25 protein-coding genes and 3 pseudogenes are annotated in these 23,387 nt (G+C 72.9%); 13 read left to right on the top strand and 15 right to left on the bottom strand.

Annotated elements, in window-relative coordinates:
* From ACRDTB_RS27790 to ACRDTB_RS27765, 6 genes are all read right to left on the bottom strand, one after another.
* The coding region (locus ACRDTB_RS27790) for a heavy metal translocating P-type ATPase (protein ID WP_431435015.1) at positions 1–1,454 on the bottom strand (1,454 nt) is incomplete at its 3' end.
* Positions 1,451–2,371 (bottom strand): hypothetical protein, encoded by a 921-nt coding sequence (locus ACRDTB_RS27785; RefSeq protein ID WP_431435014.1) that lies wholly within the window; start codon positions 2,369–2,371, stop codon positions 1,451–1,453. The genes ACRDTB_RS27790 and ACRDTB_RS27785, both read right to left, overlap by 4 nt.
* Before the next feature lies 1 nt (position 2,372).
* Complete coding sequence (locus ACRDTB_RS27780; RefSeq protein WP_431435012.1) at positions 2,373–2,579, bottom strand: heavy-metal-associated domain-containing protein; 207 nt, start codon at positions 2,577–2,579, stop codon at positions 2,373–2,375.
* Positions 2,580–2,685: 106 nt separating this feature from the next.
* Complete coding sequence (locus ACRDTB_RS27775; protein ID WP_431435010.1) at positions 2,686–3,507, bottom strand: endonuclease/exonuclease/phosphatase family protein; 822 nt, start codon at positions 3,505–3,507, stop codon at positions 2,686–2,688.
* 85 nt (positions 3,508–3,592) lie between these two features.
* A complete protein-coding gene (locus ACRDTB_RS27770) occupies positions 3,593–4,117 on the bottom strand; it encodes a DUF1697 domain-containing protein (protein ID WP_431435008.1) in 525 nt (174 codons plus the stop codon).
* Positions 4,118–4,143: 26 nt separating this feature from the next.
* Complete coding sequence (locus ACRDTB_RS27765; RefSeq protein WP_431435006.1) at positions 4,144–5,232, bottom strand: calcium:proton antiporter; 1,089 nt, start codon at positions 5,230–5,232, stop codon at positions 4,144–4,146.
* Positions 5,233–5,396: 164 nt separating this feature from the next.
* Between ACRDTB_RS27765 and ACRDTB_RS27760 the strand changes: the two genes are divergently transcribed.
* Both ACRDTB_RS27760 and ACRDTB_RS27755 read left to right on the top strand, forming a co-directional pair.
* Complete coding sequence (locus ACRDTB_RS27760) at positions 5,397–6,194, top strand: STAS domain-containing protein (RefSeq protein ID WP_431435004.1); 798 nt, start codon at positions 5,397–5,399, stop codon at positions 6,192–6,194.
* 52 nt (positions 6,195–6,246) lie between these two features.
* A complete protein-coding gene (locus ACRDTB_RS27755) occupies positions 6,247–7,584 on the top strand; it encodes a DUF2252 domain-containing protein (protein WP_431435002.1) in 1,338 nt (445 codons plus the stop codon).
* Here ACRDTB_RS27755 and ACRDTB_RS27750 read toward each other — a convergent pair.
* Complete coding sequence (locus tag ACRDTB_RS27750; protein WP_431435000.1) at positions 7,500–7,859, bottom strand: hypothetical protein; 360 nt, start codon at positions 7,857–7,859, stop codon at positions 7,500–7,502. The genes ACRDTB_RS27755 and ACRDTB_RS27750 overlap by 85 nt on opposite strands.
* 216 nt (positions 7,860–8,075) lie before the next feature.
* Between ACRDTB_RS27750 and ACRDTB_RS27745 the strand changes: the two genes are divergently transcribed.
* The 3 genes from ACRDTB_RS27745 to ACRDTB_RS27735 all read left to right on the top strand — a co-directional run bounded on the left by ACRDTB_RS27745 (position 8,076) and on the right by ACRDTB_RS27735 (position 9,838).
* Positions 8,076–8,528, top strand: a complete 453-nt coding sequence (locus tag ACRDTB_RS27745; protein ID WP_431434999.1) for an STAS domain-containing protein — start codon at positions 8,076–8,078, stop codon at positions 8,526–8,528.
* Between the two features lie 108 nt (positions 8,529–8,636).
* Complete coding sequence (locus ACRDTB_RS27740) at positions 8,637–9,401, top strand: alpha/beta fold hydrolase (RefSeq protein WP_431434998.1); 765 nt, start codon at positions 8,637–8,639, stop codon at positions 9,399–9,401.
* 56 nt (positions 9,402–9,457) lie between these two features.
* Positions 9,458–9,838, top strand: coding sequence for a DUF5313 family protein (locus ACRDTB_RS27735; protein WP_431434996.1), 381 nt, complete (start codon positions 9,458–9,460; stop codon positions 9,836–9,838).
* Positions 9,839–9,988: 150 nt separating this feature from the next.
* Here ACRDTB_RS27735 and ACRDTB_RS27730 read toward each other — a convergent pair.
* Positions 9,989–10,180: pseudogene (locus tag ACRDTB_RS27730) on the bottom strand (LLM class flavin-dependent oxidoreductase); the annotation flags it as partial.
* A 252-nt stretch (positions 10,181–10,432) separates the two neighbouring features.
* Between ACRDTB_RS27730 and ACRDTB_RS27725 the strand changes: the two are divergent.
* Together ACRDTB_RS27725 and ACRDTB_RS27720 are read left to right on the top strand one after the other, a co-directional pair.
* Positions 10,433–10,891: pseudogene (locus tag ACRDTB_RS27725) on the top strand (SRPBCC family protein); the annotation flags it as partial.
* Between the two features lie 288 nt (positions 10,892–11,179).
* Entirely contained in the window at positions 11,180–11,959 is a 780-nt protein-coding gene (locus tag ACRDTB_RS27720; RefSeq protein ID WP_431434995.1) for a DUF899 domain-containing protein, read from the top strand.
* Here the strand turns inward: ACRDTB_RS27720 and ACRDTB_RS27715 are convergent.
* The gene (locus ACRDTB_RS27715; RefSeq protein ID WP_431434994.1) at positions 11,956–12,816 is read right to left on the bottom strand and encodes an NAD(P)/FAD-dependent oxidoreductase; all 861 of its coding nucleotides are present in this window, start codon (positions 12,814–12,816) and stop codon (positions 11,956–11,958) included. The two genes, ACRDTB_RS27720 and ACRDTB_RS27715, sit on opposite strands and share 4 nt — an antisense overlap.
* A gap of 73 nt (positions 12,817–12,889) precedes the next feature.
* Between ACRDTB_RS27715 and ACRDTB_RS27710 the strand changes: the two genes are divergently transcribed.
* The gene (locus ACRDTB_RS27710; RefSeq protein WP_431434993.1) at positions 12,890–13,459 is read left to right on the top strand and encodes a helix-turn-helix domain-containing protein; all 570 of its coding nucleotides are present in this window, start codon (positions 12,890–12,892) and stop codon (positions 13,457–13,459) included.
* A 242-nt stretch (positions 13,460–13,701) separates the two neighbouring features.
* Here the strand turns inward: ACRDTB_RS27710 and ACRDTB_RS27705 are convergent, their stop codons facing one another.
* The 4 genes from ACRDTB_RS27705 to ACRDTB_RS27690 form a co-directional block, all read right to left on the bottom strand.
* Entirely contained in the window at positions 13,702–14,727 is a 1,026-nt protein-coding gene (locus ACRDTB_RS27705; RefSeq protein WP_431434991.1) for a zinc-dependent alcohol dehydrogenase, read from the bottom strand.
* A 329-nt stretch (positions 14,728–15,056) separates the two neighbouring features.
* On the bottom strand, positions 15,057–15,944 hold the full coding sequence (locus ACRDTB_RS27700; protein ID WP_431434989.1) for a hypothetical protein: 888 nt from the start codon (positions 15,942–15,944) through the stop codon (positions 15,057–15,059).
* Positions 15,941–16,537 carry an RNA polymerase sigma factor gene (locus ACRDTB_RS27695; RefSeq protein WP_431434988.1) on the bottom strand — a complete coding sequence of 199 codons (597 nt, stop codon included), beginning with the start codon at positions 16,535–16,537 and terminating at the stop codon, positions 15,941–15,943. Before ACRDTB_RS27695 ends, ACRDTB_RS27700 begins: the two co-directional genes overlap by 4 nt.
* 73 nt (positions 16,538–16,610) lie before the next feature.
* Positions 16,611–17,183: a hypothetical protein gene (locus tag ACRDTB_RS27690; RefSeq protein WP_431434986.1), complete on the bottom strand. Its 573-nt coding sequence runs from the start codon at positions 17,181–17,183 to the stop codon at positions 16,611–16,613.
* Positions 17,184–17,376: 193 nt separating this feature from the next.
* Here ACRDTB_RS27690 and ACRDTB_RS27685 point away from each other — a divergent pair, with 193 nt between their 5' ends.
* The 3 genes from ACRDTB_RS27685 to ACRDTB_RS27675 all read left to right on the top strand — a co-directional run bounded on the left by ACRDTB_RS27685 (position 17,377) and on the right by ACRDTB_RS27675 (position 19,930).
* Positions 17,377–17,808 (top strand): DUF6292 family protein, encoded by a 432-nt coding sequence (locus ACRDTB_RS27685; RefSeq protein WP_431434984.1) that lies wholly within the window; start codon positions 17,377–17,379, stop codon positions 17,806–17,808.
* 134 nt (positions 17,809–17,942) lie between these two features.
* Positions 17,943–19,004 (top strand): zinc-binding dehydrogenase, encoded by a 1,062-nt coding sequence (locus ACRDTB_RS27680; RefSeq protein ID WP_431434982.1) that lies wholly within the window; start codon positions 17,943–17,945, stop codon positions 19,002–19,004.
* Positions 19,001–19,930, top strand: a complete 930-nt coding sequence (locus ACRDTB_RS27675; protein ID WP_431434980.1) for a patatin-like phospholipase family protein — start codon at positions 19,001–19,003, stop codon at positions 19,928–19,930. The genes ACRDTB_RS27680 and ACRDTB_RS27675 overlap by 4 nt, the downstream gene beginning before the upstream one ends.
* 88 nt (positions 19,931–20,018) lie before the next feature.
* Here the strand turns inward: ACRDTB_RS27675 and ACRDTB_RS27670 are convergent, their stop codons facing one another.
* Together ACRDTB_RS27670 and ACRDTB_RS27665 are read right to left on the bottom strand one after the other, a co-directional pair.
* Positions 20,019–20,768 (bottom strand): isocitrate lyase/PEP mutase family protein, encoded by a 750-nt coding sequence (locus tag ACRDTB_RS27670; protein ID WP_431434978.1) that lies wholly within the window; start codon positions 20,766–20,768, stop codon positions 20,019–20,021.
* On the bottom strand, positions 20,765–21,229 hold the full coding sequence (locus ACRDTB_RS27665) for a carboxymuconolactone decarboxylase family protein (protein WP_431434976.1): 465 nt from the start codon (positions 21,227–21,229) through the stop codon (positions 20,765–20,767). The genes ACRDTB_RS27670 and ACRDTB_RS27665 overlap by 4 nt, the downstream gene beginning before the upstream one ends.
* 277 nt (positions 21,230–21,506) lie before the next feature.
* On the opposite strand from ACRDTB_RS27665, the gene ACRDTB_RS27660 reads away from it, so the two are divergent.
* Together ACRDTB_RS27660 and ACRDTB_RS27655 are read left to right on the top strand one after the other, a co-directional pair.
* A complete protein-coding gene (locus ACRDTB_RS27660) occupies positions 21,507–21,719 on the top strand; it encodes a hypothetical protein (protein ID WP_431434974.1) in 213 nt (70 codons plus the stop codon).
* Between the two features lie 318 nt (positions 21,720–22,037).
* Positions 22,038–23,387, top strand: a pseudogene (locus tag ACRDTB_RS27655) (DUF2397 domain-containing protein); the annotation flags it as partial.

Genomic DNA, 23,387 nt, shown 5'->3' with positions numbered 1-23,387 from the left:
GCGTCGGCGACCGCGCGGGCGATCGGGTGCGCCGACGCGTCCTCCACCGCGCCGGCCAGCCGCAGCACCGCCTCGGCCGGCACGCCGTCGGCGGGCACGACGTCCACGAGCGACATCCGGCCGGTGGTCACCGTGCCGGTCTTGTCCAGCACGACCGTGTCCACCCGGCGGGTCGACTCCAGCACCTCGGGGCCCTTGATCAGAATGCCGAGCTGCGCGCCCCGGCCGGTCCCCACCAGCAACGCGGTCGGCGTGGCGAGGCCCAGCGCGCACGGGCAGGCGATGATCAGCACGGCCACCGCCGCCGTGAACGCCGCCGACGCCGACGCGCCCGCACCGAGCCAGAACCCCAGCGCCGCAAGGGAAAGCCCGATCACCACCGGCACGAACACGGCCGACACCCGGTCGGCGAGGCGCTGCACCGGCGCCTTGCCGGTCTGCGCCCGCTCGACCAGCGCGGCCATCTGGGCGAGCTGCGTGTCCGCCCCGACCTTGCTCGCCCGCACCACGAGCCGCCCGCCGACGTTCACCGTCGCGCCCACGACCTGTGCCGACGGGCCGACCTCGACCGGCACGGACTCGCCGGTCAGCATGCTCTCGTCGACCGCCGAGCTGCCCTCCTCGACGACGCCGTCGGTCGCGACCTTCTCCCCCGGCCGCACCACGAACCGGTCGCCGACCGCGAGCCGGTCGATCGGCACGCGCGTCTCCAACCCGCCGCGCAGCACCGCGACATCCTTGGCGCCCATGGAGAGCAGCGCGCGCAGCGCCGAGCCAGCCCGGTGCTTGGCCCGCGCCTCGAAGTACCGGCCGGCGAGGATGAACGTGATCACGCCGGCCGCGACCTCGAGGTAGATGTTGCCGTCGCCGCCGGAGCGCTCGATCGTCAGGCGGAACGGGTGCTCCATGCCCGGTGTGCCGGCGGTGCCGAGGAACAACGCGTACAGCGACCACGCGAACGCGGCCAGCGTGCCCATCGAGATGAGCGTGTCCATGGTCGCCGCGGCGTGCCGCAGGTTCAGCCACGCGGCCCGGTGGAACGGCAGTCCACCCCACACGACGACCGGCGCGGCGAGCGCCAGCGACGCCCACTGCCAGTACTCGAACTGCAGCCACGAGGACATCGCCATCGCGACCACCGGCACCGACAACACGAGGCTCACCAGCAGCCGGGTGCGCAGCGCCCGCACCTCACGGTCATCGCGGTCCTCGGGCTCCACCGCGTCCGCCGCCTGCTCGGGCCGGCCGAGTGCGGCCGTGTAGCCCATCTTCTCCACCACGGAGATCAGCACGTCGCTCGCCACCGAGTCCGGCGCGGACACCAGGGCCTTCTCCGTCGCGTAGTTGACGCTGGCCTCGACGCCGTCCAGCCGGTTCAGCTTCCTCTCGATGCGGGCCGCGCACGACGCGCACGTCATGCCGCCGATCTCGAGCTCGACCTGGGCCGACATCATCTCTCCTCGTGCGGTCCGGCGACCGCGGTGAATTCGGCCGTGCGGACCACGTCGCCGTGCTTGAAGTCCAGGTACAGCCGGTACGTACCCCCCGACGGTACCTCCGCGTAGAACGTGATCGACGGCCCCGGGCGGGTCGTACCGTCACCCGGCTCGCCGTCCGGGTGGACGTGCAGGTAGGCGAGGTCGCCCTGGCGCAGCGCGATCAGGTGGCCGTACGCGGCGAGATAGGGCTGCAGGTCGGTGACCGGCTCGCCACCCCGGTCCACGGTCAGCGTGACCCTGCTCGTGGTGCCGGGCGTCAGCGTGCCGGAGAGCGTGACCCGGTAGCCGTCGACAGTCGCGGTACGCGCCGGCGCCGGCAGCGGTGTCGGCCGGTACACGCCGGTCACCGCGACGTCGGCGCCGAGCGTGGTGGCCTCCTCACGGCCGGCCGGCAGGAAGTCGGCGAACACCCGGTAGTCGCCGGCCGCCGCGAAGGTGAGCGGGACCCGCCACGTGCCGTCCGCGGCCATGGTCGGGTGCACGTGCCGGAAACCGGACAGGTCGCGCCGGGCGACGATCAGGTGCATCAGCTCGTCGTGGGTGGGCGCGAAGCGGGTGACCGGCGCGCCGTGGTCGTCCAGGATGCGGAACGCGAAGTCGCCGCGGACGCCGGCCCGCTGGCCGCCGCTGAGCACGTCGAGCGTCACGCCGTCCGCGGACACCTGCAGGCCCTTGGGCGCCGCCACGGCACCGTGCTCGTCCCCGTGCTCCCCACCGGCCTGCTCCCCCATGCCCTCGTGTTCGGCGGCGGCCGGCTCCGGCTCGGCCGCGACCGGCCCGACCGCCTGGCCGACTCCGTACGCCGCGGCGAAAGCCACGACCAGGGCCAGGCCGAAGCCGGCGAGCTTGCGTGCCGTGCCGGAGAGGGTCACGTCAGCTCGCCAGCTCGTAGCCGGCCTCGTCCACCTTGGCGCGCACGTCCTCGGTCCCGACGGGGCCGTCGCTGGTCACGGTCACCTGGCCGGTCGGCAGGTCGATGGCGACCTCGGTGACGCCGGGGATCCGGCCCACCTCCTCCTTCACCGCGCCGACGCAGTGCTCGCAGGTCATTCCGGTCACCGTGTAGGTGGAGGTCGTCACGACGTCGCTCCCGTAGCTCGATCCCTGTGGTTCCCGACCACCGTACTATACCCCCGCACGGTATTGGCAAGTGTGTCCTGTCACGCCACGAGACGGGAACCGGTTCTCAGAACAGGGTCGGCGGGCTCGCGGCCTCGAACGGGTCCATCGTGTTCAGCTCGCCGGTCGGCAGGCAGGAGAACGTCACCGACAGCGCCGAGTGGTCCGAGAGCCGGGTGGTGCGCGGCTCGTGCACGTACTCGCACTCCTCGATGTCCGCGGCGAGCTTCTTCGTGCAGTGGGCGTGGTCGTAGCGGTAGCCGTCGCCCGTACGGCCGATCCAGCTGTGCTCGACCAGGTCCGGCTCGGTGTGGCGGAACGCGTCCACCAGGCCGTGCTTGTCGGTCAGGCCGCGGTAGAAGTCGTACTCGAACCAGCGGAAGGTCGTGTAGCCCGGCACGTGGTCCGGCTCGATCACGTTGAGGTCGCCGAGCAGGACGGTCTCCGCGCCGGAGTCGGGGAGGCCGTTCGCGCCGAGGGCGGTGGAGAACTCGGACAGCCAGCGGCGCTTGCGCTCGGTGCGGCCGGCGGTGGCGTCGCGGGTCGGGGCGTACGCGCCGAGCACGCGGACCAGCCCCATGGCGGTGGAGACCAGCACGCCCGCCACCCGTTCGGGTAGGAACGACAAATGTGCCCCGATCGGGTCCACCTGGACGGGCAGCCTGCTGACGACCATCACGCCGTACCCGGTCGGCCCGGGCTTCGGGTACACCACGGCGTAGCCGGCCGTACGGAACGCGTCGGCCAGATGACGGCAGCCGTCGGAGGCCCTGGTCTCGGTGAGCACGTAGACGTCCTCGTGCCGGGTGGCGAGCCAGGCCAGCTGGCGGTGGGCGCGCTCCTCCGAGGGGCTGCCGATGTTGAAGGTCATCAGGCTGAGGCCGGACATGGGGCCAGATCGTAGAGGTGGCATTCGGGCACGTGGACGCCGGTCGTGCACTCAACGCACCCGAGTGGACACTCAGCGCCGCCACTCAGGACTCGGTCATCGCGAGCAGCTTGGTGACCGTGTTCCAGTTGCGGACGGTGGCCACGTCGCCCTTCCCCGCGGGGAAGGCGGCCAGCACCTTGGAGTTGCGGACGCCGTCCGGAACCCAGAAGTAGACCTCGCGCCCGCCGACGTGGAACAGCTCGGGCGCGAAGGCGTCCGGGGCGAAGTCGGGCGGCTTCGGCTCGGCGCCCAGGAACATCACCATGTAGCGCGAGCCGTCGTCGGCGATCGAGCCCAGCGGGTCGGCCTCGACCACCGTGCGGAGCTCGTCGGCGGTGCGGACGACGCAGTCGATCGTGAACCCCGCATGCTCGGCGAGCCGCGCCTCCAGCTCGCGCTGGACCGTCGCCGGTCGCTTCGGCGTGCGGAACACGGCGTTGCCGCTCTGCAGCAGCGTCCGCACGTCCTCGTAGCCGAGCTCGGCCAGCCACGACCGCAGGTCGGCCATCGCCACCCGCCGATTCGCCCCCAGGTTGATCCCGCGCAACAACGCCACGTAGGTCGGCATGGACAGCAGACTAATCCGCCGCCCGGTCAGGGACTGGTGGCCAGGAACAGGAAAGCGGCCAGCAGCACCAGGTGCACGCTGCCCTGCAGGCGGGTGGCGCGGCCGGGCACGACCGTGAGCACGCTGACCACGACGGTCAACAGGAGCAGGACCATCTGGGTCGCGCCGAGGCCGAGCACGAGCGGGCCCTCGAGCCACACGGACGCGAGCGCGATCGTCGGAATTGTCAGCCCGATGCTCGCCATCGCCGCGCCGTAGGCCAGGTTGAGGCTGATCTGAATCAGGCCGCGGTGGGCGGCGCGGACGGCGGCGAGCGTCTCCGGCAGCAACACCAGCATGGCGATCATTACGCCGACGAACGACTGCGGGAAGCCGGCCAGCGCCATGCCCTCCTCGATGGCCGGCGACTCCACCGTCGCCAGACCGACGACCGCGACCAGCGCCACCATCAGCAGTCCGAGGCTGGTCAGCGCCTCCCGGGTGGTCGGCGGCTGGGCGTGCTCCTCCTCGCCGCGGTCGGTGACGGCCTCGTGCGCGACCGGCACGAAGAAGTCGCGGTGCCGGATGGTCTGGGTCAGCACGAACATGCCGTACAACGCGAGCGAGGCCAGCCCGGCGAACGTGAGCTGGCCCGGGGAGAACTCCGGACCGGGCTCGCTCGTGGTGAACGTCGGCAGCACGAGGCTCAGCGTGGCGAGCGTCGTGACGGTGGCGAGCGCGGCGCCGCTGCCCTCGGCGTGGAACAGGGTCACCCTGTAGCGGCGGGCACCGACGAGCAGCGAGAGACCCACGATGCCGGTGGTGGTGATCATGACCGCGGCGAACACGGTGTCCCGCGCGAGCGTTGCCGTCTCCGGACCGCCGGAGACCATCAGCGTGACGATCAGCGCCACCTCGATCACGGTCACCGCGACCGCGAGCACCAGCGAGCCGAACGGCTCCCCCACCCGGTGCGCGACGACCTCGGCGTGACGCACGGCCGAGAGCACCGCCCCGGCCAGCAGCCCCGCGACGACCACCACGACCACCACGCCGGGACGGCTGCCCCAGGTCAGCCCGAGCGCGATGAGCGCGAGCACGGGCACGAGAACCGTCCATCTCAGCAGCCGCCGCATACGCCGACCCTATGGGGAACCGGCGGTCGGGCGGCCCGGCGTGGTGGCCGGGACGGCGCGCACGATCCGACGATGTCTTCCGCGCGGCGGCACCGAGAGCTAGGGTGACCGCGACCTCACGGTTACGCAGTCAGCCGTGTGCCTCGAACCACGTGGAGGCCCATATGGCTGATCCGATCTTCCGCCGGCCCAGACCGGCGGCCGTGCGTCGCCGTCTCACCTCGCCCGACCCCACCTCCCACGCGCCGAGCGCCGAGGTGGCCGTCGTGTCCGTCGAGGGCGACTTCGACCTGGCGAACCGTGACGCGCTCGCCGCCGCGCTGGCGCCGGCCGCGAACGATCCGGCCGTGCGGCTGCTGGTGTGCGACCTGTCCGCCACGACGTTCCTCGCCTGCGCCGGCCTGTCCGTCCTGCTCGACGCGAAGGCGCGGGTCGAGGCCCGTGGGGCGGCGCTGCGAGTGGTGGCCGCCGACTCGACCGTGCTGCGCGTGCTCGACGTGACCGGCCAGCGCGAGGCGCTCGACGTACGGCCCGTGCTCGCCGCCGCACTGTCCTGCCCCGGTCCCGGCAACGCTGCCGAGGAAGGCGCTGACGAGGAAGGCGGCGACGCAGCTCACGGCGATGGCGGCGACGGCGACGACCGCGGTGGCGACGGCGGCGACCGCGGTGGTGACGGTGGCGACTGCGAGCTGGCCGAGCTCGGCGAGGCGCTGCGGCGCGCGGTCGAGGGGACGACCGAGCTCGCGGCCACCTGGGGCCGGCTCGCCGAGCGGGTGGCGAACCTGGACGCCGACCGCCTCGTCGACGGTCGCGGCGGGCACTGGACGCCCCACGAGACCCTCGCCGAGATGGCCGAGGACCTGCGCGTGCTGCAGCATCACCTGGCCACCGGCGCGCTGCTCGCCGCGCCGACCATCGAGGACCTCGCCCACCTCAGGACCGCCGCGGCCGAGTCCACATAGGAATCCTGGGGTCCCTCTCGGCAGCGTGGCCGATCGATGGCACTGTGTAGGCATGAGCGACGCCGTCGAACGGATCCGGGCTCGCGGCGACGGCGAGCGGGCGATGGAGATCGTCGATGTCCTGGTGGACGCGTTCGACGAGCTCATGCGGGCCGACCCGGTGGCGTTCCGCCGCAAGTTCCGCAAGATGGCCGCGGAGCCGTTCGCGTTCTACCGCGGCACGGCGTGCCTGTTCTACTCCGACATGGCCCACGAGTCCGACCCCTGGTCGGACGACCGGACCGGTCGGGTGTGGATCCAGGGTGACCTGCACGCGGAGAACTTCGGCACCTACATGGACTCCTCGGGCACGCTGGTGTTCGACGTCAACGACTTCGACGAGGCGTACCTCGGCTGCTTCACCTGGGACCTCAAGCGGCTCGTCGCGAGCGTGGCGCTGATGGCGTGGAGCAAGGCGGTCTCCGACGCCGACATCGCCGCCCTGGTCGGCACCTACCTGCGCTCCTACGTGCGGCAGGTGCGGGCGTTCGCCGAGCACCCCGGCGACGAGCACGTGCGGCTGCAGCTCGACAGCACCGAGGGCGTGCTGCACGACGTACTGCTGAAAGCCCGGCTGCGCACCCGGATCGACCTGCTCGAGGCGCTGACGACGGTCGCCGACTACGAGCGCGAGTTCACCCGCCGGCTCGGCGTGCGCGAGCTCGAGGCGGACGAGCGGGCCGAGGTGCTGCGGGCCTTCGAGTCCTATTTGGACACCATCCCGCGGGGCAAGCGGTTCGAGAGCCACACCTACCAGGTCAAGGACGTCGTCGGCCGGACCGGCTTCGGCATCGGGTCGGCCGGGCTGCCGGCGTACAGCGTGCTCGTCGAGGGCCGCTCGCAGGCGCTGGAGAACGACGTGGTGCTGTCGATGAAGCAGGGCAACGTGGCGGCGCCCAGCCGGATCGTCGACGAGGAGCGCATCCACGGCTACTTCGCCCACGAGGGCCACCGGACCGCGGTCTCGCAGCGGGCCCTGCAGGCGCACGCGGACCCCTGGCTCGGCCACACCGAGGTCGACGGCGTCGGGTTCGTGGTCGCCGAGCTGTCGCCGTACTCGAGCGACCTGGACTGGTCGGAGCTCACCGAGCCGCACGAGATGGACCCGGTCCTCGACTACCTCGGCCGGGCCACGGCCAAGATGCACTGCGTGTCGGACGAGGACTCCGAGCAGTCACTGGTGAACTTCCAGGTCGAGGACGCGATCGCCGCGGTGATCGACGACGAGGACGCGTTCGTGCGCGAGCTGACCTCGTTCGCCCTGGCCTACGCCGAGCGCACGCGCGACGACCACCGGTTGTTCGTGGACGCCTTCCGCAGCGGGCAGATCCCGGGCATCAGCTCGGCCTGAACGGGTGGTAGGAAAGCCTGGAAGGACGCCATCCGGACGCTGAACGTCCGGATGGCGTCCTTCCAGGCAGTGACAACGAGGGTGCCGGACTCGCCGGACTCGCCGGACTCGCCGGGCTCGCGCGTCGTGGCGCGCGGCTTCGGCGGCACGCGGGACCGGGTGCCGCCCCGCTGCCGCTCGGCCACCCGGACGTCGTAGCGGGTGTGGTCGCGGCGCTCGCGGACGCCGACCAGGCCGCCGCGGACAGTCCTTTTTGGACTGACTACCCACAGCAAACCCCTTCGCTCAATGGGCTTTCGTTCCGCTGTGCGGCCTTGTGATGTAGCACGCAGGGGCCTACGGTTGACGATGCGCGGTTGAGCAAGCAGCCGTATCTGGAGGCAGGGCGTGCCTCAGCGGTGAACGGCGCTGATGCAACATTGCGTCATACACTTCCCTCAGTGCGCTCGTGTACTCCTGCTACTCGTCGACAACGAGAAGAGGCGTACGTCGTGCACGACGAACCATTGTGGAAGGGCAGCGACCTCGCTGGTCCGCAGCCGAGGGAGCCCGGCGACCCGGGGACACCGACCGAGTCGCGGGCGCACGAGATCTTCGACATCGACGTGGAGCGGGCGCGCCGGCCCGTCGTGGCCCACGTCTTCGGCGCGGTCGACCTCCTCACGGCCCCCGCGCTGCGCATGTGCCTGGAAGACCACGTCGACGCCGACGGCGGCCTGGTACTCGACCTCACCAGCGTGGACTTCCTCGCCGCCGCGGCCCTGACCGTGCTCGCCGACACCGACCGCCGGGCGGCGCGGGACCACCTGGCATGGGCCGTGGTCGCCAGCACCCGGCCGGTGCTCCGGCCGCTCGAGGTCGTCGGCCTGCGTGACGCGCTGCCGACCTACGACACCGTGCCGGACGCGGTGGCCGCGGTCCGCGCCGCCGCCCTCACCGGCTGACACCGCCCGGCACCGCCGCCTACTCTGAGCGGGTGATCCAGTACGACATCCCGGGCACCCGGATCGGCACCGGTGTCGATCCGGCGTGACCCGGTTCGTCGGTGGGACATGAACACCCTCACCTCCACCGACGGAACCACCATCGCCTACGACCGGGCCGGCACCGGCCCGGCCATCGTGTTCGTCGCCGGCGCGTTCAACGACCGGGCGACGCTCGCGCCGCTGGCCGACGCGCTGGCCGGCGACTTCACCGTGGTCACCTACGACCGGCGCGCCCGCGGCGACAGCGGTGACACGAAGCCGTGGTCGATCGACCGGGAGGCCGAGGACCTGGACGCGCTGATCGCCGAGGTCGGCGGCAGCGCACACGTGTTCGGCTTCTCGTCGGGCGGGATCCTGGCGCTGCACGCGGCCGCCCGCGGGTCGGCGATCGCCCGGGTCGTCTGCTACGAGCCGCCGTACCCCTTCGGCGAGGGCAACGCCCCCGACCTGCCCGCGCGGCTCGGCGCGCTGGTCGACGCCGGGCGGCGCGGCGACGCGGTCGAGCTGTTCCAGACCGAGGCCATCGGGCTGCCACCCGAAGTGGTGTCGCAGATCCGGCGCTCGCCGATGTTCCCGGCCCTGGAGGCCATGGCGCAGAGCGTCGTGTACGACTCGACCATCTCCACCGGCTCGGCGCCACCGGCCACGCTGACCACTCCCACGCTGGTCATCAGCGGTGCGCAGACCTGGCCAAAGCTCACGCGTTCGGCCGCACGGACCGCGGCCGCGCTGCCGAAGGCACGGCACGTCGAGGTACCCGGCGGGCCACGCCACACCATCGAGCCCGAGGTGACGGCGCCGGTGGTGGCGGAGTTCGTCCGGGAAGGCTAGGGCGCCCGGACACGTGCATGGTGGGTACCGCGCGGCCGAGCGGGTACCCACGCCACATGGCCATCCAACGACCGAACCCGTTCCAGTGGCTTCGCTACACGTTCGGCGGGCGACTGCCGGACCGGTACCGCGACTGGGTGCTGCACGACGTGACCAGCCGCAACTGGCTGTGGCGCTTCGTGTTGCGCATCGTGGTCGAGGCGTCGCCCTGGCTGGTCGTCGGGTTCGTCGTACTGACGCTGTTCACCCCGCTGCCCGTCGGCCTCGTGATCGCGGCGCTCGGTCTCGCGCTCGTGCTCAGCCTGTACTTCACGGTCACGAGCGCCGACGAGCTCACCGAGGCCCGGCTGGTCAAACACGGCTTCGAGGCCGGCACCGGCAAGGCGACGCGCAAGGCTCGCCACCGGCCTCCGGGGTCGGGCGTGTTCGACACCTAAGCGACCTTCGCCCACCAGACGTCGAATAGGACTGCAGTGTGTCCCGGTACGCCTCCGGATCCGGGCCGGTCGGCAGCGTGCCGGCCAGCGCCGGTGCGCGGTGGCCAGGCCCTTGGGGCCGAAGCCGGACACGTAGATGGGCACGGGCTCCTCGGGCAGCGTGTAGATCCGCGCGCCCTCGACCGTGTAGTACTCGCCGCGGTGGTTCACCACGCCGCCCCGGTGCGGCTTCCGGATCACCTCGACGGCCTCGTCCAGCATGGCCGGCCGCACGTCGGCCGACGGCCACGGGTCACCGAGGACATGCTCGTTCAACGCCTCGCCGGAGCCGACGCCCAGCACGAACCGGCCATCGAGCCGCACCGCAGCGGTCGCCGCCGCCCGCGCGACGACGGCCGGGGTGCATCCGCATGGTCGGGCACGTCACGGCCGTGGTCACCGGCAGGTCGACGGCCTCGGACAGCGCGCCGATGACCGACCGCACGAACGGGCTCTGGCCCCGCGCGTCGAGCACGCCTCAATCCGGGGAGGTGTCGGACGGGATCGGACGGGTAGCCAGTCCGGGTACCAGACCGATGACGAGGAGGACTCAAGGTGACCACCATTGAGAAGTCGGTGGACGTGGGCGCCCCGGTGAGCACCGCGTACAACCAGTGGACGCAGTTCGAGACGTTCCCGCGCTTCATGGCGGGTGTCGACGAGATCACCCAGCGGACGCCCACCCGGACGCACTGGAAGACGACCATCGGCGGCGTGACCCGCGAGTTCGACGCGGAGGTCACCGAGCAGCACCCGGACGAGCGGATCGCATGGCATTCCGTGGACGGCCCGCACCACGCCGGCGTGGTGACCTTCCACCGGATCGACGACACCACGACGCGCGTGCACCTGCAGATGGAGTACGCCCCGGAGTCGCTGACCGAGAAGGCCGGCACGGCGCTCGGCGTGGTGGGGAACCGGATCCAGAGCGATCTGAACCGCTTCAAGCAGTTCATCGAGCGCCGCGGCAGCGAGACCGGTGCGTGGCGCGGCGAGGTGGAGCGGCCACCGCAGCAGGGCGAGCACGGTGTCACCGGCGACCGTGGCGGCACGTCCGCGCGCAGCGTCCCGCCGGGCGCGCTGGACGAGGAGGACTTCGCGTCCGAGCACTCCCGCCCGACCTACGCCGACGAGCCGGCCACCGAGAGCCACGACGAGTCGGTGCCGCGCGGCCGCGGCGGCGCGGGCGGCATGGACACCCACTGATCTGTCCCGAGTGGACATCAGGCCGGACGATGAGTTTGCGCGACGGCGCCGGTCTGTAGTCGTATGAGCGTTCCACACGAGAACTCGGGAGGCCACGTGTCGCTACCGGACGTCGTGAGCGGGCAGGAGTGGCTGGCGGCCCGCAAGGCGTTGTTGGTCAAGGAGAAGGCGGCGACGCGCGCCCGCGACGAGCTGAACGCCGAACGCCGCCGGCTCCCGATGGTGCTCGTGGACAAGCCGTACGTATTCACCGGGCCGGATGGCGAGGCGAGCCTGCTCGACCTGTTCGAGGGCCGCCGGCAGCTGATCGTGCACCACTTCATGTGGACCTACGACATGCGGCCGGACGGTACCGAGATCCCGAGGACGACCGGCTGCCCGAGCTGCTCGGCGACCGCGGACAACATCGGGCACCTCGCCCACCTGCGAGCGCGGGACACGACGCTGGTGGCCGTGTCCCGCGCGCCGCAGTCCTACCTCGCGCCGTTCCGGGCGCGGATGGGGTGGACGTTCCCCTGGTACTCCTCGGCCGGCAGCGACTTCAACCACGACTTCCACGCGACGGTCGACGAGCGGGTCGCGCCCGTGCTGCTCAACTACCGCACGGAGGCGGAGCTGGCCGAGGCCGGCATCGAGTGGGGCCCGGCCCGGCGCGGCGACTACCCCGGCATCAGCGCGTTCCTGCGGGACGGCGACCAGGTCTTCCACACCTACTCGACGTTCGCCCGCGGCCTCGAGCAGCAGGGCGGCACCACCGCCTACCTCGACCTGACCGCGCTCGGCCGGCAGGAGGCGTGGGAGCAGCCGCCGGGCCGCGCGACCGGGCTGGGCGCGGGCGCCGGCAGTCCCGACGTGCGCTTCCACGACGAGTACTAGGCGAACACCAGCTCGTTGTTGATCATCGCGGCGGCGAACGAGCCGGCGCCGGCCGCGGTGATCACCTGCAGCATCGGGTCGACGACGTTTCCGGCCGCCCACACGCCGGGCACGCTCGTGCGCCCCGTCTCGTCCACGCGAACCCAGCCCCGCTCGTCGACCTCGCAGCCGAGGTCGGCCAGCAGGGTGCCGGCCGGCACGAACGTCGACGCCACGAACACCGCCCCGCGCGGCACGACTCGGCCGGCCACCTCGACCCCGGTGAGCCGGTCGCCCTCGGTGACGATCCGCGTGATCTCGCCCGGCACGACCTCGATGCCGCGGTCGGCGAGCCGCTCGTCAGCGACCGGTTCGGTACCCGGGAACAGCACCACGTCCGCCGACCACTGGCCGACCAGCAGCGCCTTGTGCACGCCCAGCTCGCCGGTCGCGATGACGCCGAGCGGCCGGTCCCGCACCTCGTAGCCGTGGCAGTACGGGCAGACCACCACGTCGGTGCCCCACCGCTCGGCGAGCCCGGGGATGTCCGGCAACTCGTCGCGCAGGCCGGTGGTGACGAGCAGCCGCCGCGCGGCGAGCGTCCGTCCCCCGGCCAGCCGAACGGCGAAGCCGGGCTCGGCGGTGAGCACCTTGTCCTCGATGATCTCGACCCCGTAGCCGGCTACCTCCGCCCGCCCGACCGCGAGCAGGTCGGCCGGCGCCATTCCATCCCTGGTCAGGAAGCCGTGCACACCGACCGCACGCGCGTTGCGCGGCTCGCCCGCGTCCACGAGCGCGACCCGCCGCCTCGCGCGGCCCAGCACCAGCGCCGCCGACAGCCCGGCCGGGCCGCCGCCGACGATCACCACGTCGTACATGTTCGACCACCTCCGCGGCCAGCGTGCGCACGGTGTTCCTGCATCGACAACGTTTGTTGCCGATACTGGGAACATGTCCATTACCGAAGCACTGTCCGAGGTCGGCCCCCGGCTCCGGCACGTCCGCCGACATCGTGGCGTCACGCTGGCGGAGCTGTCCGAGGTCACCGGCATCTCGAAGAGCACGCTGTCCCGGCTGGAGTCCGGCCAGCGCAAGCCGAGCCTGGAGCTGCTGCTGCCGATCTCGGCGGCCCACCAGGTGCCGCTGGACGAGCTGGTCGGCGCGCCGCAGGTGGGCGACCCGCGGGTGCGGCTGGCGCCGCGGCAGGTCGGCGACCGGACCGTGATACCGCTGACCCGGCAGCCGGGCGGGCTCCAGGCATACAAGATCATCATCCCGGTCACCACCGAGGAGCCGGTGCCGCGCACGCACGAGGGCTACGAGTGGCTGTACGTGCTCGCCGGCCGGCTCCGGCTGCTGCTGGCCTCGCACGACACCGTGCTGCGCCAGGGCGAGGCGGCGGAGTTCGACACGCGGCTGCCGCACTGGTTCGGCGCGGCGGGCGGGCGGCCGGTGGAGGTCCTCAGCCTGTTCGGCAAGCAGGGCGAGCGGATGCACGTCCGTGCGCGCCCGCGCAGGTAGCGCGACCGCCATGGCCTGGCCCGATCCGGGAGTCCGATGTGGACACTCCGCCGGGATCGCGCCCAGTGAGCGGCTGTCGTCGGTCTACATCCCGGCATGGGGCCGGCCACCCCACCCCGCGAGTCCAACACTCCCGACCCGCGAGTCCAACGTTCCGAACCCGCGAGTCCAACACTCCGGACCCGAGTCCAACACATTCCCGACCCGCGAGCCCCTCTCCGAACTGCCAGTCACGGGGTGGCTCAGCGGCGCGGGTCCACGTGGATCTTCGGGGCGGCGCCCCACTCCGGCCGGCGTCGCCCAGCCAGCACGTCCGCGACCTCGTCCAGCCCGACCGTCGCGGCGACGAGTGGGCGTGGGTCCACCGCACCCGAGGCGTACCGCTCGATCGCGCCCGCCAGGCCGCCCGAACCGCTCAGTACCCCGACGGCCGTCACGTCCTTCAGCACCAGCGACCGGCTGTCCACCACGCTCGGCTCGCCCGCGATGCCGATGAGCACCACCCGCCCGCCCGGCTCCACGAGCGCCACCGCCCGGGCCGGCAGCGACGGCGCGTTCGACGCGTCGATCACCGCGTCGAACGGCAGGGCCGGCAGTTCGGCGGCCGTCCACGCCGGGAAACCGAGCGACCGCGCGAACTCCAGCGACGACGGTGTCAGGCCGAGCAGGTGCACCTCGACCCCCTCCGCGGCCGCGAACAGCGCGCACAGCAGGCCGATCGTGCCCGGCCCCACCACCAGCAGGCGCTCGGCGGGCAACGCGGCCCGCACCGCGCGCACCGCGTTCGCTCCCGGCTCCACGAGCGCGCCCAGCTCGGCATCGACGGGAGGGTCCACGGGCAGCTCGTGCAGCGCGCGCACCGGTACCGGCAGCCGGGTGGCGAGTGCCCCCGGCCAGCCACGCCGGATGCCGATCTCGTGCCGCTCGGCGCACAGGTGCTGCCGTCCGCCGACGCAGCGCGTGCACCGCCCGCAGCCAAGCATCGTGTCGCCGGTGACCCGCCGGCCGACCCACGAACCGTCCACATCGGATCCGGCGGCGCTGACCACGCCGGCCCACTCGTGGCCGATCCGCATCGGGTACACCGCCTCACCGGTGTGCAGGTAGGTCATCTCGCCGGAGAAGAACTCCGCATCGGTCCCGCACACGCCGCAGCGCTCGACGTCCACCACCGCCTCGCCCGGCCCGGGGACCGGCGCCGGCGCGTCGCGCACCTCGGCGCGCCCGGGACCGGCGATGACGAAGGCGCGGACTGTGGCGTTGCCCATGGTCTTCCAAATCCTAGGCGGAGAAACGCCAGATGCCGCTTCGCAGCGAGGCATGGCCGGCCAGTGGTACGCCGGCCGGCCGCGGATCGCGATCACCAACACCGCCTCGGACCGCAACCCGTGCGACAGCCGCCTGAACCCGCTGCTGATGGCAGCCGCGCCGGTCCTGGCGCCGCGCAGGTCGCCCTGGAGGCCCACTCGCCACGCCGCGGCGGGGCTGGGAGCGGCTGTACCTCGACACAGTCACCGGCGCGGACAACCGGCGCCGACCTCGCCTTTCCTGGTCGGCGCCGGTGGCCACGAGGTCACCCGCGAGTCACCCCGAGCGCTCAGCGCCACGGCACCGCGGGCCCCATGCAGTGGTTCGGGTCGGCCGTGTTGCCCCACGGGACGGTCATGCCACCCGGGACCGAGTGGCAGATCGTGGAGTACAGCGAGTGGCGGACCGTGGCGATCTCCTCGCCGTCCGCGTCGTACGCGTGCACCGCACCCAGCGGCGAGGGGCTGGGATCCGTCCAGTTCGGCGAGTGCAGGATGCGCACCACATAGGTGCCGTTGGCGACGACACCGTCGCGGGTCTGGCCGTTGACGGTGTAGGTCACCCGCGCCACGTCGGAGGTGACCCGGCCGGCCGCCATCTCCAGCCCGGGCTGCTGCGGCGCACCGATGTCCTCATGCGCAGGGGGGCCACCGTTCGAGTAGGTCGCCATGAGGTCGATGCTCACCGGACCCGGCAGCCAGTCCAGCGGCCGCACGTCGTGGAGCTCCGTGTGTTCGGGAAAGAGCGGGGTCTCGCCCGGGTGGCACTCGAAGACGCCGCCCGCCGGGGTGTAGAGCAGCGCGAACTTCCCGGCGGCGTCGTCGGCCACCTGGTAGAGGACCAGGTCCTGCTCGCCGGAGATCCGGCGGCACTCCTCCTCGATCTGCGCCCACTGGTGCGCGGTCACCCCGGCCGGCTCCGGCCGCGGGCGCTCTCCCGGTGCGGGCGGCGCGGTGCTGACGGCCGTGGACGGGTCCGGCACGGCCGGACGGCTGCCCCGGTCGCCGGCTTGCGGCCAGGCGACGGAGGCGATGAGCACGGCCACGGCGAGTCCGGCGATCACGGGCACGAGCCAGGCGGGCCTGCGGGGTTTGGTGACCGCGAGCTCGAGGCGGGCGCGGATGCCGGCGTGCGCGTACGGGGGCAGGTCACGGGGTGGGGGAAGTGTCGTGTTCATGGCTGCTCCAGGGAGGTCGCGGGGACGGCGAGCGAGTCGGCGGACAGCAGCCGCGACAGGCGATCCCGTGCCTTGCTTACCCTGGCCCGCACGCTGCTCTGCGTGATGCCCAGCACGGCCGCGGCGTCCGAATAGGACACCCCGGACCAGATGCACAGGGCCAGCGCCTCCTGCTGCGCCCGGGGCAGCCTGCGCACCGCGGCGAGCACCTCGGCCATCCGCCGCTCGTCGTCCACGCGCGACACGACGTCGTCCGCGTGGTCCGCGGTGGCGGGTTCGGCCGGCACCCGGTCGGCGAGCCGCAGCCGTCTGCGCAGGCCCCGCCGGTGGTTGCGGGTGACGTTGGTGGCCACCGCGAGCAGCCACGGCAAGGCCGAGTCGTGCTCGAGCCGGACCGCGTCGCGTTTGCGCCAGGCCTGCAGGAAGGTCGACTGCGTCAGGTCCTCGGCCGCCGACCAGGACGCGGTGAGGCGGAAGCAGTGGTTGTAGACCGCCTTGGCGTGCCGGTCGAACAGTATGCCGAAGGCGCTCCCGCTGCCGGCCGCCGCGCGGGCCCACAGGACCTCGTCGGACGAGTCGTCGTCGGTCGTCATGTCCTGGTTGTGTCCCCCAGCCGTGACCGTGTTGCCTGCGAAGTTGCCTGCGAACCCGTCGCGCAGGATCATCTCAGCGGTCGCGGCGGTCCCGGGTGTCCTGGCGAAGCTGGTCGGTCCGGTCGGTCAACGAGCTGATCTCGTCGGCGAGCGCCGCGTGGCCCTCGCGCAGCTCGGCATGCGCGTCGGCGAGCAGGGTGGCAGGGTCGTCGGGGCCAGGGCGTCGTCGACGCGGGTGCGGGCGGACGCGCCGAGACCGGCCGACGCGCTGACCTGACCCGCCAGCCGCCGCAGCGAGGCCGAGTTCTCCCGTGCCCGGTTCGCCACCGCACGGTCGCCCGCCCGCCGGTCCCGCTCCGCGCGCACCCGCTGCTCGCCCGTGGTCTCGCCGGTGGCCGACGGGCGCAGGTACCGCCGCTGCGCCGCCTACCTGCTGGTGACCCCGATCGCCGGCGCGATCCGCGCCCTGCTCGCCCCCTGCTCGCGGGCCGCGGTGATCAGCTCCGGCTCCCACCGCGGCGATCTCCTCGCGCAGCCGGAGCAACACCTCCAGGCCGGTCAGCACGTCGGCCGCGGTGCCGTGCCGGACGTCGTCCAGCACGGCCTGGACCAGCGCCAACGCCCGAGCCGCGGAGAGGTCGTCCATGAGTCAGCCTTTCGACGACATTCTTCTCGGCCACCGGCCGCGGGCCACCGGCCGCGGGCAACTCGACGCCTGATCGACGATCACCGCCTCCGACACCGGTTTCCGCACGCCCGGGTGTCGGACCTTTCAAGCTGGGTATCACCCCTCTCGGCCGCCCCGCCGGCGGACGAACCGCACAGGAGGGACAGAGCAGATGGACCTCGAGCCCCGGAGCCGGTCGTGGCGTGGACTTCGGCGGTATGTGGACTTGGTGACCGAGGCGCTCGGCTACACCGGGCAGGCGTTCCACGTGCAGACCGAGTCACCCGTGTCGGCGTACATCCCACTCGACGAGCGGATGCCCACCTTCCCAGACCGGGACGTCGCGCTCTTGTGGGACGAGCGGCACGGCTGGTGCGGCGCCATCGAGACCGCGTCCGGTGAGGACCTGATCGTCGTCGCCTACCTCGGCACCGACGTCCTCCCGTCGCCGCGGAAGGTCGCCCGGTTCGCCTCGAACCTGGTCGCCGGAGCCGGTTCCGGGGTGACCGACCCACCCGGGTTCCGCACCGCCGACGCGGACGACGACCTCGCCGACCGGCTCGCCGAGTACGCGCCCAACCCGGAGCTGGCGCCGACCCGGTAGTCGGGGTCGGCGCCTCGTCCCGGTTTTGTCGGTGGGGTGAGCCATGATGCGCACATGACCCGGAAAACCTGGCATGGCCGTACTTCCGCCCCGGATGCGGAGCACTACCTGGCGCACCACTTAGACTCGCGCGGGTGACGACTGCGCACGGCCGGTCCCGCATGCTCGCCGGACGGCTCGACGTTCCCACCCGGAAGTTCGAGGTCCGCGAGGTGCCGGTGCCCGAGCCGGGGCCGGGCCAGGTGCGCGTCCGGGTGCGGGCCGCCGGAGTGTGCCTGTCGGACGTGCATCTGATCGACGGCACGCTCACCCCGCCCTTCCTCGACGGCGACGAGGTCACGCTCGGCCACGAGGTCGCCGGCGAGATCGACGTGGTCGGGCCGGACGTGCCCGGGCCGTGGGCGGTCGGACAGCGGGTGACGCTGCAGGCCGGTGAGCAATGTGGACAGTGCGCGAACTGCGTGCGGTTCCGCCCGTGCCTCGCCGTGCGTACCCGGGGCGTCGACTACGACGGCGGCTGGGCGCAGTCCGCGCTCGCCAGCCACCACACGCTCGTCGCCATTCCCGACGGCATGCCGTTCGACCAGGCGGCGATCGTGCCGGACGCGGTCTCGACGCCGTGGGGCGCGATCACCGGACCCGGGCGCGCGGCGGTGCCCGGGCGACCGGCGGGCGTGTGGGGCGTCGGCGGGCTCGGCGCGCACGCCGTGCAGCTGCTGCGGATCGTCGGCGCCGCGCCGATCGTGGCCGTCGACCCGCTGCCGGCGGCCCGCGAGCGCGCGCTCGACCTCGGCGCGGACGCGGCGTTCGACCCGGCCGCGCCGGACCTGCGCGACCAGGTGCTCGCGCTTACGGGCGGGCTGGACGTCGCCTACGACATGGCCGGCGTCGGTGCGGTGCGCGAGCAGGCGGTGCGCTGCCTCGGCATCGGCGGCCGGCTCGTGCTGGTCCGCCTGACGCCGGAGCCGCTGACGATCAGCGACAGCATCGGGCTCTCCTTCCGCGGCAAGCAGATCCTCGGCTCGTACGGCGGCGGCCCGGAGGCGGTCGAGCAGCTGATCACGCTCGCCCGCTTCGGCCGGCTCGACCTGCGCCGGTCGATCTCGGGCACGGTCCCGCTGGCGGATGCGGCGGACGCGGTGGCGCGGCTGACGGCCAAGACCGGCGACCCGATCCGGATCATCCTGGAGCCGTGACCCACCCGGTCGTCTCGCTGCTGTCGGCTCGCGCGGCAGCGGGCGCCCGCGCGGACGGGCACCGGCTGGCCCTGGTCGTCGAGGGTGGCGGGATGCGCGGTGTGGTGTCGGCGGCGATGACCGCGGCGATCGAGGAGCTCGGGCTCACCGGCTGCTTCGACCTCGTGGCGGGCACGTCGGCCGGCGCGCTGAACGGCGCCGCACTGCTCGCCGGCGTCGCGGACGGGTGCACTCGCGAGTACGCCGACGGGTTCGCCGGACGCGAGTTCATCAACCCCGCCCGGCTGCTGCTCGGCCGGCCCGCGGTGAACGTCGAGTTCGCACTGGACTACAGCTCGGCGGCGCTCGACGCGCACCGGCACGCCCGGGCCGTGGCGAGCGACATCGAACTGCACTGCGTGGCAACGGATGTGGCCACCGCGGCCCCCACGGCGCTGACCGGAATGTCCACACTGGACGAGCTGCGCGGCGCGCTGCTGGCCACGAGCAGATTGCCGTGGGTCGGCGGCAGGCCGGTCGAGTTCCGCGGCCGGCGCTGGCTCGACGGCGGGCTGACCGAGCCGGTTCCGGTGCCCGCCGCGCTCGCGGCCGGCGCGACGCACGTGCTGGTCCTGCTCACCCGCGCGCTCGGCGTCGTTCCATCGCCGCCGCGTGGCCTGGCCGACCGCATCGTGGAGTGCCGGCTGCGCGCGCTGAACCCGGCCCTGGTCACGGCGTACCGCACGCGGGACGCGAAGGTCCAGCGGATGCTGCGGTCGCTGGTCGACGCGGGCGAGTCCGGACCGCCGTACGTGCTGACCGTCGCGCCCGCGCGGGACGCGCCCGAACCGTCCCGTCTGGAACGGGACAGCGACGTGCTGCGTGCCGCGGCCGAGCACGCCCGGCGCCGGACCCTCGACGCGCTTGCGGCGCACCGGGTGGGCTAGCCGGTTTCGCTCGCGGTTCACCGGATCGGGCGTCCAGCGCGAACAGCACGAGGTGTCGCCGAGGTTCACGACGAAGCCCAGGCTCAGGTCAGTACGGTGCCACGCCGTCGGCCAGCCGGCGCAGTGACTTCTCCACGTACGACTGCGTGATCCGGAACAGGCCGGGGCCGAGGGAGATCCTGGCGACGCCGAGCGCGCCGAGGGCCGCCAGGTCCGCGCCGTCGGGCAGGTACAGGGCGTTGACCGCCGCCGGGCGCACGGCGCCGACGAACGCGGCGAGCACGTCGGCCTCGCGGACGAGGATCGGGTACACGCAGTCCGCGCCGGCCGCGAGGTACGCCTCGGCCCGGGCCACGCCCTCCCGCAGCACCGTGTGCTGGTCGCCGGCGTGCATGAACACGTCCACCCGCGCGTTGATCACCAGGTCCGGGTCGGCCGCGCGCAACCCGGCGATCCGGTCCGCCTGCCGCGTGGTGTCGACGAGCCCGCCGCCGTCGTGGTCGGAGTCCTCGAGGTTGCAGCCGGCCGCCCCCGCCTCGGCCAGCCGGTCCGCGAGCTCGGCCGGGCCCAGGCCGTAGCCGGCCTCGACGTCGACGGTCACCGGCACGTCCACGGCCCGCGCGATCCGGGCCGCGGCGGCGAACATCTCCGCCGCCGGTGCGCCCTCGTGGTCGGCGTAGCCGAGCGACTCGGCGACAGCGGCGGAACCCGTTGCCACGACGGGGAACCCGGCCGCCGCGACGAGGCGGGCGGAGGCCGCGTCCCAGGCGTTGGGCAGCAGCAGCGGGGTGCCGGGGACGTGCAGTGCCCGCAGCCGGGCGCCGGCCGGCTCGGTCACCGCGCGCGCCTCGGCAGCGGCGTGTGGCTGGGCACGGTCAGCCGGTTCCAGCCGTTGATCACCACGATCAACCAGACGACCACGCTGTACTGGTCCTCGGTGAACACGGCGGTGGCGCGCTCGTAGACGTCGTCGGGGATGTCGCGGGTCTGCGAGAGCCGGGTGACGACCTCGGTGAGCTCCAGCGCCGCGCGTTCCTGCTCGGTGTAGAGGTCGGTCTCGCGCCAGGCGTCGAGGACGAACAGGCGGCGCGGGTCCTCGCCGAGCTTGACGGCGTCGGCGCTGTGCATGTCCAGGCAGTACGCGCAGCCGTTGAGCTGGGAGGCGCGCATCTTCACCAGCTCGCCGAGCAGGCCGTCGACGCCCGCGTTGGCGGCGGCCTTGTCGACGTGCTCGGAGAACGCCTTATAGGCCTGGTAGGCGCCCGGCACCTTCTGGATCACTGGGATTCGGTCCGTCATGTCCCCGACGCTAGCCCCGCGCACGCGCACGCGCGCACCCGTGATCCGCGGCCCCCACCCTCTCCGGCAGGGCGCCGTCAAAGTCGATCACCTATGTGGGAGTGGGCGCGGTCTCGCATTGATCGTGTGAGTGTCGCTGTCACATGATCATGTGAGGTGCCGTGTCCGCTGTGTCATCGTTCCCGGTTGCTGTGCTGTCCGATCTGGTGGGTGCTGTTGGTCTGGCGCGTGCTGTCGCGGTTACTGCGGGAGCGCGGTCGCTGACCGCGGTCTGGGAATGGGCGGGGAGCTGCCACCGTGGGCGTTACGGGCGGGCCGTGTCCGGTGGCGGGACCGGCCAGACGGTGCGCCGAACGCGATCGCGGTGGACGGCACGTCGTTGCGGGCACGGTTCGGCCGCTCCGGTGGCACCGGAACACACCTGCTGGCCGGCTCGTGCACGGCGGCGGGCTCGTGGCCGGGCAACGGCAGGTGGCCGCAGGCCCAGTGAGATCGCCTGGCTACAGCCCCTGCTGGACCCGCTGGATCCGCACCAGGTTGGTCGTCACCGCCGACGCCCCGCACACCACCGCCGACCACGCCGGCTACCTGACCAGCCGCGTCCGCACCGGACAAGCACCCCGCACCATGGCCACCCCGCGCAAACCCGCCATCAGCGCCTGCGCCACACCGGCCACACCAACCCCACCCAAGCCCTCCGAACCATGAGCCGAGACATCACCCGACCACTCACCCTGCTCGGAATCCACCCACAACCAGCAACCAAACAGACATTGACGGCGCCCCCACCCTCTCCGGGGGCACCCCGATGAGGTCAAGCCTATCGGTTGGTGGGGGGTCGGTCGGCGATCATGATCCAGTTGTGGACAACCCGGCCAGCTGTGGACAACCACTACCGCCGGATCCGCACGTGGGGCCCGTGTCGGGGGGCGCGGGTAGGGTGCGGGCTCATGTCATCGGAGGCGCCTGAAGTGGTGGACGAGGCGCGTCGGCTCAAGCTGTATGCCTATCTGGACGCCCGGGAGCACCGGCGGACCTACCTGGCGATCATGCGGTTGTTCGCGTCGACGCTGCTCGCCGACCTCTCCGCCGGCGAGGTCGCGGCCGCCGTCGCGAAGGCGGAGCGGCGTGGGGAGGTCGCCGAGGGCGAGTCACGCGTCGACACCGTGATCGCGCGGCTCAAGCAGCTCGTCGAGTGGGGCAACCTCGTGCCCGGGCGCCGCGAGGTCGTCGCCACCAGCATCGCCGAGTTCCAGCACGGCAGCGTCCGCTACCAGGTCAGCAAGCTCGGCGTCCGCGTCCAGCGCGCGGTCGACGACCTGCTGCGCACCACCGAGGGCGCCCGCGAGGTCTCCCGCGAGCTTCTCCCCGCCATCGCCCACGGCCTCGACGAGCTCCTCGACCGTCTCGCCGGGGCCAGCCTCGAGCATGCCCGCGACCCGCACGGCCGTGCCGCGGCGAAGGCCACCGAGCGGCTCGCCGAGCAGGTCACCACGCTCTTCCTCCAGCACGGCGAGCTCGCCGTGACCGTCCGCGACTTCTACGCCTACCTCGGCCAGGTCGTCACCCGCTACCACCTCATGGCCGACGAGATCTCCGGCTTCCGCAACCTCCTCGTCGAGTACATCCAGATGGTCGTGGAGGACGTCCTGCGCTACACCCCCGCCATCGCGGAGGTGCTGATCCGCCCCGAGTTCACGAGCGCGATCCGCCAACTCCTCGCGCTGCTCGCCCCGGCCGGCTCGCTCGGCGCGGACGTCGAGCGCTCCCGCGGCCGCCGCGAGGAGGAGTGGACCGAGCTCACCGACTGGTTCGTCGACCGCCCCGGCCGGCCGAGCCAGGTCACCGCGCTGCGCGAGGCCACCGCCCGCGCGATCGGCACGCTGCTCGCCACCGTCAAGCGCGCCACCTCCGGCGGCGGGCCGGAACCCGGCCGCCGAGCCGAGCTGCTCCGGCTCGCCAGGTGGTTCGACGAGGCGACCCCGGACCAGGCGCACACGCTCGCGGCCGCCGCGTTCGGCCTGTACGGCGCGCGCAACCTGCTGCCCGCCCCCGAGCACGACGGCGACGACGAGCGCACGCCTTGGGCCGACGGCCCGGTCCTCGACATCACGGTCAGCGTCCGCGGCCGGGGCGAGCGCGGCGCCCGCGGCCGCAC

The sequence above is a fragment of the Actinophytocola sp. genome, assembly GCF_050699935.1.
Taxonomy (GTDB): Bacteria; Actinomycetota; Actinomycetes; order Mycobacteriales; family Pseudonocardiaceae; genus Actinophytocola.
This window is presented reverse-complemented; position numbering and strand designations above follow the sequence as displayed.